Source organism: Erythrobacter sanguineus, from assembly GCF_900143235.1.
Lineage (GTDB): Bacteria > Pseudomonadota > Alphaproteobacteria > Sphingomonadales > Sphingomonadaceae > Erythrobacter > Erythrobacter sanguineus.
In genome coordinates this window covers 68,131-80,537 of the sequence record NZ_FRDF01000016.1, presented here as the reverse complement: position 1 = coordinate 80,537, position 12,407 = coordinate 68,131, and the positions used below count along the sequence as shown (strand labels likewise).

The window sequence follows — 12,407 nt, the reverse complement described above, 5'->3', positions numbered from 1 at the left end:
CTCAGCGGTGCGGATCAGTCTTCGGCCGGGGTAAAAATCAGCGCGGCGGAGTTGATGCAGTAGCGCAAGCCCCCCTGTTCGGGCGGGCCATCGGGAAACACATGGCCCAGATGCCCGCCACATGTGCCGCAGCGCACTTCGGTGCGGATCATTCCGTAAGCGGTGTCGCGGTGCTCCTCGATCACCTCGTCATCGGCGGGGCGGGTGAAGGCGGGCCAGCCGCAGCCGGAATTGTATTTCGCGGTTGAATAGAACAGCTGCGTGCCGCAGGCGGCGCAATGGTATTCGCCTTCGTCATAGAACTTGTCATATTCGCCGGTGAAAGCGCGTTCCGTCCCCGCCTCGCGCAGCACGTGATACTGCATCGGGTCGAGTTTCTCGCGCCATTCGGCGTCGGTCACGCTGCGGGGATCGTCAGTCATAGGTCACCTCTCCTGTGGGCGCTGATATCGGATTGTCTCAGACAATCCGCAAGGCCGCCAAGGAGTTTGAGCGCCCGCCCGCAGCGACCGAAGGGAGCGAGGATTTCGCACGCCAGAGGGCGTGCCGAAAACAAATACCTCTAACCATCCACCAGCGCATAATGCGCTGGCGGTTTGATCACGTCCATCCGCTCGGTCAGCAGCGGGCGGAAGCTCGGGCGGCTCTTGAACACGGCATACCAGCCGCGCGCCTGTTCATGGCCACTCCAGTCGATCCCGCCGAGATAATCCGCGACCGAAATCTGCGCTGCTGCCGCCAGATCGGCAAGGCTCATGGTCGATCCCGCCACCCACGGGCGGTTGTCGATCAGCCAGTCGAGATAATCGAGATGGCCATGGGCCAGCTTCATGGCATTGCGCAGCACGCCGCTATCGGGCGGCTGGCGAAGGATGCGCTTGCGCATGCGTTCGGACAATAGCGGCGCGGTGACATCGGCGTAGAAATTCTCGTCAAACAGCGCGACCAGCCGGCGGATCTCGGCGCGCTGGGTGGCGGTGCCATTGATCATCGGGTTGCGATCGACCGTCTCTTCGAAATATTCGGCAATCGCCCGGCTGTCAGGCAAGGTGATATGCTTTTCACGATTGACGATCACCGGGGTGCAACCGGCCGGATTGAGGTTGAAAAACATGTCCGACGGCGCCCACGGGTCCTCGCGCACCAGATCAAAGGGGATGTTCTTTTCGCTCAGAAGCAGCCGGACCTTGCGGCTGAACGGGCAGAGCGGGAATTGATGGAGGAGCCACATTGCACCTGCTTCAATGCCGCACTTGGCGCGCGGAATCCAGCGCCGCATGGGGCCGCCGCGGGGGATATGTCGGCGCTTACAGCCCGGCGGCGGACTTCATCAGCAGACAGGCGGGCATCATGGCCGGAATATCGTCAGGACTGGCCTTCAGCCGCTCGGTCTGCAGCGCGATCAGATCGAACACGCCGCGCCGGTCAAGCCCGCGCCGGTCCATCAGCTGCGCCATGGTGCGCACGAAGAATTCGCGCCCGCCTTGCGCTTCCAGCCCGGGCCATGCCGCGCCGCGGGCATCGCCGTCCTTCTGCCAGTCGCTGACATAGGCAAAGGCGACCGAGCACCGCAGCGCAGCGGATTCCTGAACGGTAAGATCTTCAAGGCGGACGGGCGGCGCCGGAGATGGCGCAGCCTGCAGCGCAAGTGCGGCGGAGGCGAGTGCGACCGAGGCAAGGACATGAATCATGCCTCTTCCTATGCACCGCGCGATGAACCTGTGGCTACCGGAAATGAAGATTGCCGCGCCGGATAATCCGTCCTAATCCGCGGGCCTGTCTTATGAGAGGAGACCCTGCATAATGTTCAGTCACGTAATGATCGGCACCAACGACATAGACCGCGCCAAGGCGTTCTATGATGCGGTGCTGGCAACGCTCGGCGCAAGCCCGGCGATGATCAATGAAGCCGCCACCGGTCACAAGCGCGCGTTCTATTTCCACGGCGGCGGGATTTTCGCGATCAGCGAGCCGATCAACGACCAGCCGGCAACGGTCGCCAACGGATCGACCATTGGGTTTGCCTGCGACAGTCTGGAACAGGTGCAGGCGTTCCACGATGCTGCGGTTGCCGCAGGCGGCACCTCGATCGAAGACCCGCCGGGCCCGCGCTCGGGCGCGATGGGCACGCTCAACCTTGCTTATGTGCTTGATCCCGATGGACACAAGCTGTGCATGCTGCACCGCGCAGGCTGAGGTTAACGGCTTAACTCGAACACTGCGAATTCGGCGCGCCAGTTGGCACCTGACGCGCCGATTCCGCTTTCATTGGCAAAGAACCACGCTTGCTCGATCACCGCGCCCTTGGCCTTGGCCAGTTCGCGGAAATCATCCACCGTGACGTGGTGGATGTTCTGGGTTTCATACCAGCTTACCGGCAGGGCGCGCGTCACCGGCATCCGCCCGCCGAACATCAGCGCGGCGCGGGTGCGCCAGTGAGCGAAATTGGGAAACGAGACGAAGGCCCGCCGCCCGACGCGCAGCAATTCGTCGAGGATCAGGTCGGGCCGGGTGGCGGTTTGCAGCGTCTGGCTGAGGATCGCGTAGTCGAACGCCTTGTCGGGATAATTGGCAAGATCGACATTGGCATCGCCCTGCACCACGCTGAGCCCGCGCGACACGCAGCGTTCGACCAGCGCGCCATCCAGCTCCATACCGCGCGCATCGCAGCCGCTGGCGCTTTCCAGTTCCGCCATCAACGCGCCGTCGCCGCAGCCGATATCGAGCACTCGGCTGCCCGGCGCGACATGCGCAGCAATCGCGGCGAGGTCGGGGCGCAGGGTCATTGTTCGACAAACCCCTTCACCACACGGTCAAGCTGGTCATGCTCCAGCAGAAAACTGTCATGCCCATGCGGCGCGGAAAGCTCGACGAAGCTGACCTTCGCACCGGCTGCGTTGAGGGCGTGAACCACGTGACGGCTTTCCGAGGTCGGGTAGAGCCAGTCGGTATCGAAACTGACAATGCAGAACCGCGCCTCGGTGCCCGCAAAGGCATTGGCAAGCTTGCCGCCGTGTTCCTCGGTTCCGAATTCTTCAGCAAGGTCGAAATAATCCATCGCGCGGGTGATGTAGAGGTACGAGTTCGCATCGAACCGCCGGGTGAACCCGCTGCCCTGATAGCGCAGGTAGCTTTCCACCTGAAAATCCGCATCGAAGCCAAAACCCTTGGCCTCACGATCCTGCAAGCGCCGCCCGAATTTCTCGGTGAGGCCCGCTTCGGAAAGATAGGTGATATGCGCCGCCATCCGCGCCACGGCGAGGCCGTTGTCGGGCCGCGCGTCGCCCGCGTAGTAATCGCCTGCCGCCCACGCCGGATCGGCCATGATCGCCTGCCGTCCGACTTCGTGGAAGGCGATGTTCTGCGCCGAATGGCGCGCGGTGGACGCAATCACCAGCACCCGCGCGGCGCGCTCCGGCCAGTTGGCGGCGAGGCTCAACGCCTGCATCCCGCCCATCGATCCGCCAACCACGGCGTGGAGCCGCTCGATCCCGAGCCCATCGAGCAATGCCACCAATCCGCGCACCATGTCGCGGATGGTGATGACGGGGAAGCGCATGGCGTAAGGCTGGCCATCGGGGCCGAGGCTGGCCGGGCCGCTCGATCCCATGCAAGAACCAATGACATTGGCGCAGATCACGAAATGGCGGTCGGTGTCGATCGGCTTGCCCGGCCCGACCATCCGTTCCCACCAGCCCGGCTTGCCGGTGATCGGGTGCGGACTGGCCAGATACTGGTCGCCGGTCAGCGCATGGCACACCAGCACCGCATTCGACGCGTCCTCGGCAAGCGTGCCGTAAGTCTCGTAGGCAATCTGCGCGCCCTCCAGCGCCTGACCGCTGTCGAGCGGCAGGGGATGAGGGAGATGATAGACCGGTGAGGAGCCAGCAGGTGCCATTGCCAGAATGCGCAAAGCGGAAAAACAGCCCTTCGACAAGCGTGGGGTGAACGGTTAGGGGGATTTTTTTCGATAATCCGTTCGTGCTGAGCTTGTCGAAGCTCCGTCTTTTGTTCAAGCCGCCCAGACCAACATGACAGCCACATCGCCCCAACCCAAGCCGTGGATCCTCGGCATCCATGCCTACCAGCCCGGCAAGTCCAGATCGGCTGCCGGCAAGCCGTTGATCAAGTTGTCGGCCAACGAGAACCCGCTTGGCACCAGCCCGGCGGCTCTGACCGCGCTGGCCGAGGCGCGCGCCGAAGCGGCAAGCTATCCCGATCCGGATTCGCGCGCCTTGCGGGACAGGATCGCGCAGGTGCATGGCCTCGATCCGGAACGGATCGTCTGCGGGACAGGGTCGGACGAATTGCTCAACCTCGCCGCGCAAGGCTTTGCCGGGCCGCAGGATGAAGTGCTGTTCAGCCGCTTTTCCTTTGCGGTTTATGATATCGCCGCACGGCGCTGCGGGGCAATCCCGGTGGAGGCGCCCGACCGCGATCTCACCGCGGATGTGGATGCGCTGCTGGCTGCGGTGACCGAACGCACCCGCGTTGTCTTCCTTGCCAACCCCAACAACCCGACCGGCACCTTTCTGCCCCCGGCCGAAGTCGCGCGCCTGCACGCAGGGCTGCCTGGCGACGTGCTGCTGGTGGTTGACGAGGCATATGGCGAATATGTCGATCCGGCGCTGCAAACCGCCGCTTTCGATCTCGCCGCGCGCCATGGCAACGTGCTGGTGACGCGCACCTTCTCGAAGATCTATGGGCTTGCCGCCGAACGGATCGGCTGGGCCACGGGCGCGCCCGGCCTGATCGATGTGCTGGGCCGCATCCGCGGCCCGTTCAACGTCACCACCGGGGGGCAGCTGGCGGCGCTGGCAGCGCTGGGCGATCAGGATTTTGTTGCCGCCAGCCGTGACCATAATGCAAAACAACGCGCGCGTCTGGCCGAAGCCATCGGGATGCTGAACAACCACGGGCTGTCGATCACCCCCGGCGAAGCCAACTTCCTGCTGGTGCATTTCAATGGCGCGGTCACCGCCGCGCAAGCGCTCGATGCACTGGCCGAGGGGGGCTATGCTGTGCGCCATCTGCCGGGTCAGGGCCTGCCCGATGCCTTGCGCATCACCATCGGCAAGACCGACGACATGACCCGCGTGATCGCCTGCCTTCGCAGCCTTTGCGGAGAACCCGCATGACGATCAGGCGCGTCGCCATCATCGGTCTTGGCCTGCTGGGCGGATCGATCGGGCTGGCGGTCAAGGCGCGCGGGCTTGGCATCACCACCACCGGCCACGACCGCAACCCGCAGGTGCGCGCCACAGCCGCAGAGCGCGGGCTGGTCGATCAGGTGTGCGAAACCGCCGCCGGTGCCGTGGCCGAAGCCGACCTCGTCATCCTGTGCGTCCCCGTGGGCGCGATGGGCGCGGCGGCGAGCGACCTTGCCCCGGCCCTGCCTGCGCACGCCATCGTCAGCGATGTCGGATCGTCCAAGGCCGCCGTGGCCGAAGCGCTGGCCGCCGCGCTGCCGGGCGCCTGCATCATCCCTGCCCACCCGGTCGCCGGCACCGAGCAGAGCGGCCCGGAAGCGGGCTTCGCAACCCTGTTTGCGGGCCGCTGGTGCATCATCACCCCGCCCGAAGGCTGCGACCCGGCAGCACTGGCGGCATTGAGCGATTTCTGGACCGCTCTCGGCTCCAAGGTCGAACTGATGGACGCCGCCCACCACGATCTGGTTCTCGCCGTCACCAGCCATATCCCGCACCTTATCGCCTATACCATCGTCGGCACGGCCAGCGATCTGGAGGACGTGACCCAAAGCGAGGTCATCAAGTATTCCGCCGGGGGTTTCCGCGATTTCACCCGCATTGCCGCATCCGATCCGGTCATGTGGCGCGACGTGTTCCTGACCAATCGTGGCGCGGTGCTGGAGATGCTCGGGCGCTTTTCCGAAGACCTCACCGCCCTGCAACGCGCAATCCGGTCGGGCGACGGCGATACCTTGTTCGATCTGTTCACCCGCACCCGCGCGATCCGGCGGCAGGTGATCGAACAGGGGCAGGACGACGAGCGGCCCGATTTCGGGCGCGAACACGGCGCCTGACGCCCCTCATGCCTCATTCTGCCGCGCTTGTTGGAGACACATGAGACACTGTCCAGAAGCGCAAAAACCGCCTGCCCCGCGAAGGCCGCCAGAGGGCAGCTTTGCGCGGCGGGAAAGGGGGCTAGCGGGCAGATCATGCGGGCGAAGCTGACAGGTCAGGCCCAAGTAGGAAAGCGGGCCTGCGATGACCGGAAAAGAATCGGACAGGGGAGGCCAAGGCGCGGCCCATTATGGCTCGCGAGAGGAGGTCCGCTTTTCAGGGGCACCAGAAAAAAGCTGCCGTTCAGCAAACGACCCCGGAACGGACTTAACCGTCATCCCAGCTTTCGCTGGGATGACGAAAAGGGCAGCAAACCACCCAATCCCGGACATAAGCGCCACAGGCCGCATCGTCCAACAGCGGACATAGCGCGGTGTGAGCCTATCCGTTCAGCGCATTGATCGCCGCGTGCACCCGCGCCTCGACCTCATCACGCGGGAGGCCCGCCGGGATGATCTCGCCGATCTTGTAGGTGATCTGCCCCGGGCGTTTGATGATGTGGTGATAGGCCCGCCCGCTATCCACCGCGATCGGCACGACGGGCAGGCCCAGCAGCTTGTAAAGCCCCGCAAACCCCGCCTGCAAGGGCGGCTGTGCGCCGTGTTCCACCCGCGTGCCTTCGGGAAAGATCACCAGCGGGCGTCCCGCTGCGGCGCGCTGTTTGGCGCTCGCGATCATCGCCCGCAGCGCCCGCGCGCCTTCCTCGCGGGCCACCGGGATCAGGCCATAGACCTGCGCCGAATGGCCCCAGCCGGGGATGCGGAACAGTTCCTGCTTGGCGAACACCGCCGGGTAGGTGAACAACCGCGGGGTATCGATCGCCTCGAACATGCTCTCGTGCTTGATTGCGACCAGCACCGGGCCTTGCGGCAGCGTGCCGTCAACCACGACCTTGATGCCGAGCAGGTTTTGCGTGCACCACAGGTGCCAATGCCCCCACCGCGCCACCAGCGGACGCAGCCACCCACGCCGCGCCAGCACCGCCACCACAGACGCCAGCACCAGCACCGCGCTGCCGCCATAAAACAGCACATAGAAGGCGAGCGAACGCAGGCCGGCGACAAGGGTGTTCAAAGGTTCGCCAGTCCCGCCGCCCGGCTTGCGAGCAGCTTGTGATATTCGAGAAACAGCGTGCCGAGATCGGGCTGGGAAGGCACCGCATCGCGGATCACCCTCACATGATCGGGCAGGGTCCGGTTCAGCTCGCCCGCAGCGCGGCGCATGTGCCAGTCGGTTGTCACCAGCCGCAAGGATCGCACCTCGTTCTGCGCCACCCACTTGGCGGTCTCGGCCGCGTTGGAGCGGGTATCGACCGCGGCAAAGCCCAGCGTGATGCAGCAGTCCATCTGACCGGGCGCAACGTCGAACTCGGCCGCGAATTCGCCCGGTCTGACCTCGGGATCGACCCCGCTGACCAGCATTTTTGTCGCCAGCCCCTGATCAAGCACCGCAAGCCCGCGCGCGATCCTTCCGGCCCCGCCGGTGGGCACGATCACGGCATCGGTCGCCTCCGTCTCGACAGCAGGGCGCGGCAGCGCGACCGCAAACCACAGGAAGCCGATTGCCCAGACAAGGAACAGCACGGAGAGAATATGGCGGATCATCGCCGGCGCCTAAAGCATGTCGCGAAGGGCAAGCGCAATGGTCATGCGCGCCGTCAGCAGCGCCAGCAGCACCCCGCCCAGCGGCACCGCGGCGATCACCATCCAGTCCGCCAAGGTCAGCCCGCCCCCGCCTGCCATCCCGCTGTCGAGCGCGGCGAATTGCTGCCCCAGCAGCCACACCGCGCCAAGCCCGAGCAAGGTGCCCATCAGCGCACCGAAAGCCGCCTCGCGCAGCACCGTTCTCAGGAAAATGCGGGTGATCTGCCGGTCGGCCCCGCCCAGCAGGTGAATGATCTCCACCGTTTCGCGATGCTGGGCGAGCGAATTGCGCGCAGCCAGCCACACCGCCGCCGCCGTCGCCAATGCGACCAGCGCGATCAGGCCCAGCGCAAGCCATTGCAGCGCGGCGAGCGCACGGTAGACCGGGCGCAGCCAGTCGCCCTGCGCATCGACCCGCGCACCAGGCACAGCCTCTGCCAGCGCGGTCTGGATGGTGGCGACTTCCTCTGGGGAGGCCCGCCGAACCAGCTCGACATCGACCAGCACCGGGATCGGCACGTCGCCGCTGGTCGCCGCCGCGCCGAGCCATGGTTCAAGCAGCGCGGCCAGTTCCTCGCCCGGCACCAGCCGCACCGTGCGCACCAGTTCCATGTCCTGCAGCACAGCCAGCGCCGCTTGCCCGCGCTGCGCGCGCAGATCGGGGTTCGGCTCGATCACCTGCACGGTCACCGCCGAGGCGAGATCCGCGCGGGCATTATCGGCAAGATTGCGCAGCGCAAGGCCCCCTGCGGCGGCGATCACCACCAGCCCGATCAGGATCGCGATGACCCAGGGGATCAGCCCGCCCAGCCGCGGTCGCGGCAGCAGACGCGCCGCGCGCGGCATGCGGGCTGGCGCGGCATTGGCGGGCACTTCGTCCAGTGCATCGGGAAGCGGCGGCACGTTCATCCGGTGCTGCCCGGCACCGGCGCGGCGGCGGGCCGCGGCGGATAGCGCAGCGCGCCGGTGGGATCGGACAACTGCCCCTTGTTCAACCGCATGATCAGCGAATCCGGCACCTTCTTGAGCAAATGGACATCGTGGGTCGCCACCACCACGGTGGTCCCGACGCGGTTGTTGAGCGCTTCGAACAGGCGCAGCAGCTTCAAGGCCATATCGGGATCGACGTTGCCGGTCGGCTCGTCGGCGATCAGCATCCGCGGCCGCGCGATCACCGCCCGCGCTATCGCCACGCGCTGCTGTTCGCCGCCCGAAAGGGTCGCCGGGATCGCCTGCGCGCGGTGGCCAAGCCCGACCCATTCGAGCATGTCCGACACCGCCTTGACCACCCGCACTTCGTCCGCCCCGGCCAGCCGCAAGGGCAGCGCGACATTGTCGAAGGCGGTAAGGTGCGGCACCAGCCGGAAGTTCTGGAACACCACCCCCAGCCGCCGCCGCAAGTCCGGCAGGCGCTCGCGCGGCATCGTCATCAGATCCTGCCCGAACATCCGGATCGCCCCGCGCGAAGGCCGTTGGGCGAGATAGAGCAGTTTGAGCAGGCTGGTCTTGCCCGCCCCGCTCGCCCCGGTCAGAAAGTAGAAGCTGCCCGGATACAGCGTGAAGCTGAGATTGCTCAGCACTTCGGGGTCGGTGCCGTAACGCAGCCCGACATTGTCGAATTTCACGATCTCGGCGCCGCGTTCGTTCATCGCTCGCACCTATCAGCGCCGCCGGGCCGGGGAAAGTCGTACATGGTCCCAAGCCCTATAGTGGCCCCGCAATGTGGAAAAAAGCGCCGAATCGGCTCGCATTGCCATGGTGCCTCTTGTGCGTGCGGGCCTGTGGACTATTGCCGATGGTGCAATGATCATCGCCTGCCCTGCCTGCGGTACCCGCTATGCCGTGCCGGATTCTGCCATTGGCAGCGAAGGCCGGACCGTGCGCTGTGCCAAGTGCAAGCATAGCTGGTTTCAGGAACCGGCCGAGCTTGACCTGCCGCCGCGGCCCCAACCCGCAGCTTTAGCCGATACGCCGGCTCCGGCTCCGGTACCCGCCGATGATCCGGCAAGCACGCCCGAACAGCCGCGCGCTGCAAAACCAGCAGCGGCGGCGGGCGCTGAAGGTCCTTCGGTCAGCCACTGGCGCACCGATGAGGCAGAACAAGCCGCATCCGGCGCGGATGGGGACGCAAGCATTGCGGTGCGCGCCCTGCGCCGCGGCCTTGCCCAGCACGAGCCGGATGGTCAGCAGCCCCGAACGCCCGGACCGCCGCTTTCCGAAGACGCTGCTCTGGGCGAATATGAGCAGGAACCGCCCTTTGCCGATGAGGACGAGGATCAAGGCGGTGTTTCGCAATTCGATTACCGCGCGCCCTTCACCCAGCGGCGCAACACGCTCAAGATGTGGACCATGGCCGCTGCCCTGTTCGCCCTGCTGGCGGCCGGCACCATGGTTGCGGTGAATTACTTCGGTGTGCCCGACTGGGCGCCGTTCAGCCGCCCGGCCTTTGGTGTCGGCAAGCCCGGGCTGGAGCTTGATTTCCCGAGTGAAGAACAGCGCAGCGAAACGCTGGAAAATGGCGACAAGATCTTCCAGGTGCGCGGCACCATCAGCAACACCGCGCGTGAGACGCTGGCAGTGCCCAACCTGATGGTCGTGTTCAGCGACGCGCGCGAACGCAAGGTTGGTGACTGGGTGGTGGTGCCGGCCAAGCGCGAACTGGCGCCGGGCGAAAGTGTCAGCGTGACCGAAGCAATCGCCAATATCCCCCCCGGCGCAGCGGTTGCCGACCTCGGCTGGGCACCCCGGTAAAGCCCGCGGAGGCGCTTTTGCGCAGCCCGCACTTGGCCCCGAACTGGCGATACGTCAAAGAGCTTGCGCGGGTTCGAACCCCTTGCTAGTGGCGCGCTCCTACCGCGGGGCAAGCGCTTGGCAGCCCCGACATACCCGAGTGCGGTCGTGGCGGAACTGGTAGACGCGCAACGTTGAGGTCGTTGTGGCCGAAAGGCCGTGGAAGTTCGAGTCTTCTCGACCGCACCAATTCCTTCAATTTATATCAGTATTTCAAGGTCTTGGGTCAAGGCTGCAAATCTGGCCCACCCTCCAGCCCACCTGAAATCATGCGTCATGGCGACCAGAAATGTGCCGCCATGTTCAGCCTGTTTGGCGACTCCCGCAGTTCCTGATAGCGCCATGGCTGCCTGGGTATTGTCGTAAACCGGGGCATCGCGATGCTCTCTTCATGGGAACATCGTGATGAGGATACTATCGAAGCGTCAGCTCAACGAGCTTGTTCTGTAATCACCGCGGCACATCGCACGATCGGAAAAGGCCGGGCAATTCCCCAAGCGGGTACCAGCAGCAGGGTGGCAATGACGCCCACCATTGTCTTTGCAAATTCGGTCTTGATGCCCAGGACCGGCCCCATCAGAGCGAACACCGCTGCAAACAGCATCAGCAGCATGTAGTCGCGGGGATTGAGGTCTGCCAGATCGCCAGCTGGCCGTTCTCGATAAACACGAAGCTGACCCTGCGATATCCGGCGGCAAACGCCAGATAGCTAAGCCCGTGCATGTCCCTGGGTTGAGGCGGCGCTCATCCGGCAAAGGTGCCGATGGCGCGCCTTCGAGCGGTTTCCGGGTCGCCGGGTGATTCGATCCGGCTCGAAAACGCTCTAACCTGCATTAATGCGCAGCGGGCCCGCGGGAGATAGGCTGCACCTTTTCCAAGGATGGCGAGGGAGGATCACATGCGCGGACTGGCAGACAAGGTATGCATCGTAACCGGCGGCTCGCAGGGGATCGGCAAGGCGACGTGCCTGAGGCTTGCGGAGGAAGGCGCCACAGTGATCATTGCCGATATCGAGGACGATCAGGCCGCCGCGCTGTGCGAAGACATCCGCCAGACCCAGCAGCGCGCCGAATTCTGGCATCTCGACGTCACCGACGAGGACGAACTCGCGAAAGTGTTCTCCGAGGTGGCCGATACCTTCGGCGGGATCGATGTGCTGGTCAACAATGCGGGCATTGCCGGCCCGGACAAGCCGACCGATGAAGTGACCGCCGAGGAATGGCGCAACGTCATGGACGTCAACGTGATGGGGGTGTTCTTCTGCACCAAGGCGGCCATTGGCCACATGCGCAAACGGGGCGGCGGGAGCATTGTCAATATTTCCTCGATCTACGGGATCGTCGGCGCGCCTGACATTCCGCCCTATCATGCTTCCAAAGGTGCCGTGCGCGAGATGAGCAAGACCGATGCAATGTTCTTCGCCGACGACGGGATCCGGGTAAATTCGGTCCATCCCGGCTTCATCTGGACCCCGCTGGTCGAGGCAATGGCCGAGGCATCGGACGAAGGCCGCGATGCCTTTTGCGAGAATCTGCGCGATCTGCACCCGATCGGCGAGATCGGCGAGCCGGAGGACATTGCCGCCGGAATTGCCTATCTGGCGTCTGAAGACGCAAAGTTCGTGACCGGATCCGAACTGGTGATCGACGGCGGATACACCGCCAGATAATTGCTGCGGAAACTGCGGACAGGATCCGCGGATCGGCCGATCTTAACATGGATTATTTCGTTGCTTCCTTGGCCGCCTATCATTGGCGGGCATTCGCAGGCAGCAAGGTGGGCGAGGCGGTGAAGCGTCTTTTCGCCTTCGACAGTCAGCCAATCGCGGCTTGCGATGCCCTGACCGGGCCGGCCAGTTTTTCAGGTTGCAGCCTTTGAGGTCGGTTCCGTG

Annotated in this window: 15 protein-coding genes and 1 tRNA gene; 6 read left to right on the top strand and 10 right to left on the bottom strand. The window is 64.9% G+C overall.

From position 1 onward, the window contains the following. Positions 1 to 14: 14 nt before the first annotated feature. From msrB to BUA05_RS13090, 3 genes are all read right to left on the bottom strand, one after another. Positions 15 to 422, bottom strand: a complete 408-nt coding sequence (gene msrB / locus BUA05_RS13100) for a peptide-methionine (R)-S-oxide reductase MsrB (RefSeq protein ID WP_072675461.1) — start codon at positions 420 to 422, stop codon at positions 15 to 17. Positions 423 to 562: 140 nt separating this feature from the next. After that, positions 563 to 1,231 (bottom strand): glutathione S-transferase family protein, encoded by a 669-nt coding sequence (locus tag BUA05_RS13095; protein WP_072675486.1) that lies wholly within the window; start codon positions 1,229 to 1,231, stop codon positions 563 to 565. A gap of 76 nt (positions 1,232 to 1,307) precedes the next feature. Next, a complete protein-coding gene (locus tag BUA05_RS13090) occupies positions 1,308 to 1,691 on the bottom strand; it encodes a hypothetical protein (protein ID WP_072675460.1) in 384 nt (127 codons plus the stop codon). A gap of 112 nt (positions 1,692 to 1,803) precedes the next feature. Here BUA05_RS13090 and BUA05_RS13085 point away from each other — a divergent pair, with 112 nt between their 5' ends. Then, the gene (locus BUA05_RS13085; protein WP_072675459.1) at positions 1,804 to 2,196 is read left to right on the top strand and encodes a VOC family protein; all 393 of its coding nucleotides are present in this window, start codon (positions 1,804 to 1,806) and stop codon (positions 2,194 to 2,196) included. Between the two features lie 2 nt (positions 2,197 to 2,198). On the opposite strand, the gene metW is transcribed toward BUA05_RS13085, so the two are convergent. Both metW and metX read right to left on the bottom strand, forming a co-directional pair. Next, complete coding sequence (metW, locus tag BUA05_RS13080; RefSeq protein WP_072675458.1) at positions 2,199 to 2,786, bottom strand: methionine biosynthesis protein MetW; 588 nt, start codon at positions 2,784 to 2,786, stop codon at positions 2,199 to 2,201. Beyond that, the gene (metX, locus tag BUA05_RS13075) at positions 2,783 to 3,898 is read right to left on the bottom strand and encodes a homoserine O-acetyltransferase MetX (RefSeq protein ID WP_072675457.1); all 1,116 of its coding nucleotides are present in this window, start codon (positions 3,896 to 3,898) and stop codon (positions 2,783 to 2,785) included. Before metX ends, metW begins: the two co-directional genes overlap by 4 nt. 133 nt (positions 3,899 to 4,031) lie before the next feature. On the opposite strand from metX, the gene hisC reads away from it, so the two are divergent. Beyond that, positions 4,032 to 5,138 carry a histidinol-phosphate transaminase gene (hisC, locus tag BUA05_RS13070; RefSeq protein WP_072675456.1) on the top strand — a complete coding sequence of 369 codons (1,107 nt, stop codon included), beginning with the start codon at positions 4,032 to 4,034 and terminating at the stop codon, positions 5,136 to 5,138. Further along, a complete protein-coding gene (locus BUA05_RS13065; RefSeq protein WP_072675455.1) occupies positions 5,135 to 6,043 on the top strand; it encodes a prephenate/arogenate dehydrogenase family protein in 909 nt (302 codons plus the stop codon). Before hisC ends, BUA05_RS13065 begins: the two co-directional genes overlap by 4 nt. A gap of 421 nt (positions 6,044 to 6,464) precedes the next feature. Here the strand turns inward: BUA05_RS13065 and BUA05_RS13060 are convergent, their stop codons facing one another. From BUA05_RS13060 to ftsE, 4 genes are read right to left on the bottom strand one after another with little or no spacing between them, the layout of a single operon-like run. Next, complete coding sequence (locus BUA05_RS13060; RefSeq protein ID WP_072675454.1) at positions 6,465 to 7,157, bottom strand: lysophospholipid acyltransferase family protein; 693 nt, start codon at positions 7,155 to 7,157, stop codon at positions 6,465 to 6,467. Then, positions 7,154 to 7,687 (bottom strand): YdcF family protein, encoded by a 534-nt coding sequence (locus BUA05_RS13055; RefSeq protein WP_072675453.1) that lies wholly within the window; start codon positions 7,685 to 7,687, stop codon positions 7,154 to 7,156. Before BUA05_RS13055 ends, BUA05_RS13060 begins: the two co-directional genes overlap by 4 nt. Before the next feature lie 9 nt (positions 7,688 to 7,696). Next, the gene (locus BUA05_RS13050; RefSeq protein WP_084662703.1) at positions 7,697 to 8,635 is read right to left on the bottom strand and encodes a cell division protein FtsX; all 939 of its coding nucleotides are present in this window, start codon (positions 8,633 to 8,635) and stop codon (positions 7,697 to 7,699) included. Then, a complete protein-coding gene (ftsE, locus tag BUA05_RS13045) occupies positions 8,632 to 9,375 on the bottom strand; it encodes a cell division ATP-binding protein FtsE (protein ID WP_072675452.1) in 744 nt (247 codons plus the stop codon). The genes BUA05_RS13050 and ftsE overlap by 4 nt, the downstream gene beginning before the upstream one ends. A 106-nt stretch (positions 9,376 to 9,481) precedes the next feature. On the opposite strand from ftsE, the gene BUA05_RS13040 reads away from it, so the two are divergent. Continuing rightward, positions 9,482 to 10,477 (top strand): MJ0042-type zinc finger domain-containing protein, encoded by a 996-nt coding sequence (locus BUA05_RS13040; protein ID WP_245790200.1) that lies wholly within the window; start codon positions 9,482 to 9,484, stop codon positions 10,475 to 10,477. Positions 10,478 to 10,618: 141 nt separating this feature from the next. Further along, positions 10,619 to 10,705 (top strand) — tRNA-Leu (locus tag BUA05_RS13035). Between the two features lie 241 nt (positions 10,706 to 10,946). Here the strand turns inward: BUA05_RS13035 and BUA05_RS13030 are convergent. After that, positions 10,947 to 11,129: a hypothetical protein gene (locus BUA05_RS13030; protein ID WP_072675451.1), complete on the bottom strand. Its 183-nt coding sequence runs from the start codon at positions 11,127 to 11,129 to the stop codon at positions 10,947 to 10,949. A 285-nt stretch (positions 11,130 to 11,414) separates the two neighbouring features. Between BUA05_RS13030 and BUA05_RS13025 the strand changes: the two genes are divergently transcribed. Continuing rightward, complete coding sequence (locus tag BUA05_RS13025; RefSeq protein ID WP_072675450.1) at positions 11,415 to 12,185, top strand: SDR family NAD(P)-dependent oxidoreductase; 771 nt, start codon at positions 11,415 to 11,417, stop codon at positions 12,183 to 12,185. The last annotated feature ends 222 nt before the right edge of the window (positions 12,186 to 12,407 follow it).

What these genes read in the sequence shown, in the direction of transcription:
- BUA05_RS13065 (WP_072675455.1), top strand. Translation starts at nt 5,135, where the DNA reads ATGACGATCAGGCGCGTCGCCATCATCGGTCTTGGCCTGCTGGGCGGA.
- BUA05_RS13055 (WP_072675453.1), bottom strand. Translation starts at nt 7,687, where the DNA reads ATGATCCGCCATATTCTCTCCGTGCTGTTCCTTGTCTGGGCAATCGGC.
- BUA05_RS13040 (WP_245790200.1), top strand. Translation starts at nt 9,482, where the DNA reads ATGGTGCCTCTTGTGCGTGCGGGCCTGTGGACTATTGCCGATGGTGCA.
- msrB (WP_072675461.1), bottom strand. Translation starts at nt 422, where the DNA reads ATGACTGACGATCCCCGCAGCGTGACCGACGCCGAATGGCGCGAGAAA.
- BUA05_RS13050 (WP_084662703.1), bottom strand. Translation starts at nt 8,635, where the DNA reads ATGAACGTGCCGCCGCTTCCCGATGCACTGGACGAAGTGCCCGCCAAT.
- BUA05_RS13025 (WP_072675450.1), top strand. Translation starts at nt 11,415, where the DNA reads ATGCGCGGACTGGCAGACAAGGTATGCATCGTAACCGGCGGCTCGCAG.
- metW (WP_072675458.1), bottom strand. Translation starts at nt 2,786, where the DNA reads ATGACCCTGCGCCCCGACCTCGCCGCGATTGCTGCGCATGTCGCGCCG.
- metX (WP_072675457.1), bottom strand. Translation starts at nt 3,898, where the DNA reads ATGGCACCTGCTGGCTCCTCACCGGTCTATCATCTCCCTCATCCCCTG.
- ftsE (WP_072675452.1), bottom strand. Translation starts at nt 9,375, where the DNA reads ATGAACGAACGCGGCGCCGAGATCGTGAAATTCGACAATGTCGGGCTG.
- BUA05_RS13095 (WP_072675486.1), bottom strand. Translation starts at nt 1,231, where the DNA reads ATGTGGCTCCTCCATCAATTCCCGCTCTGCCCGTTCAGCCGCAAGGTC.
- hisC (WP_072675456.1), top strand. Translation starts at nt 4,032, where the DNA reads ATGACAGCCACATCGCCCCAACCCAAGCCGTGGATCCTCGGCATCCAT.
- BUA05_RS13090 (WP_072675460.1), bottom strand. Translation starts at nt 1,691, where the DNA reads ATGATTCATGTCCTTGCCTCGGTCGCACTCGCCTCCGCCGCACTTGCG.
- BUA05_RS13030 (WP_072675451.1), bottom strand. Translation starts at nt 11,129, where the DNA reads ATGCTGCTGATGCTGTTTGCAGCGGTGTTCGCTCTGATGGGGCCGGTC.
- BUA05_RS13085 (WP_072675459.1), top strand. Translation starts at nt 1,804, where the DNA reads ATGTTCAGTCACGTAATGATCGGCACCAACGACATAGACCGCGCCAAG.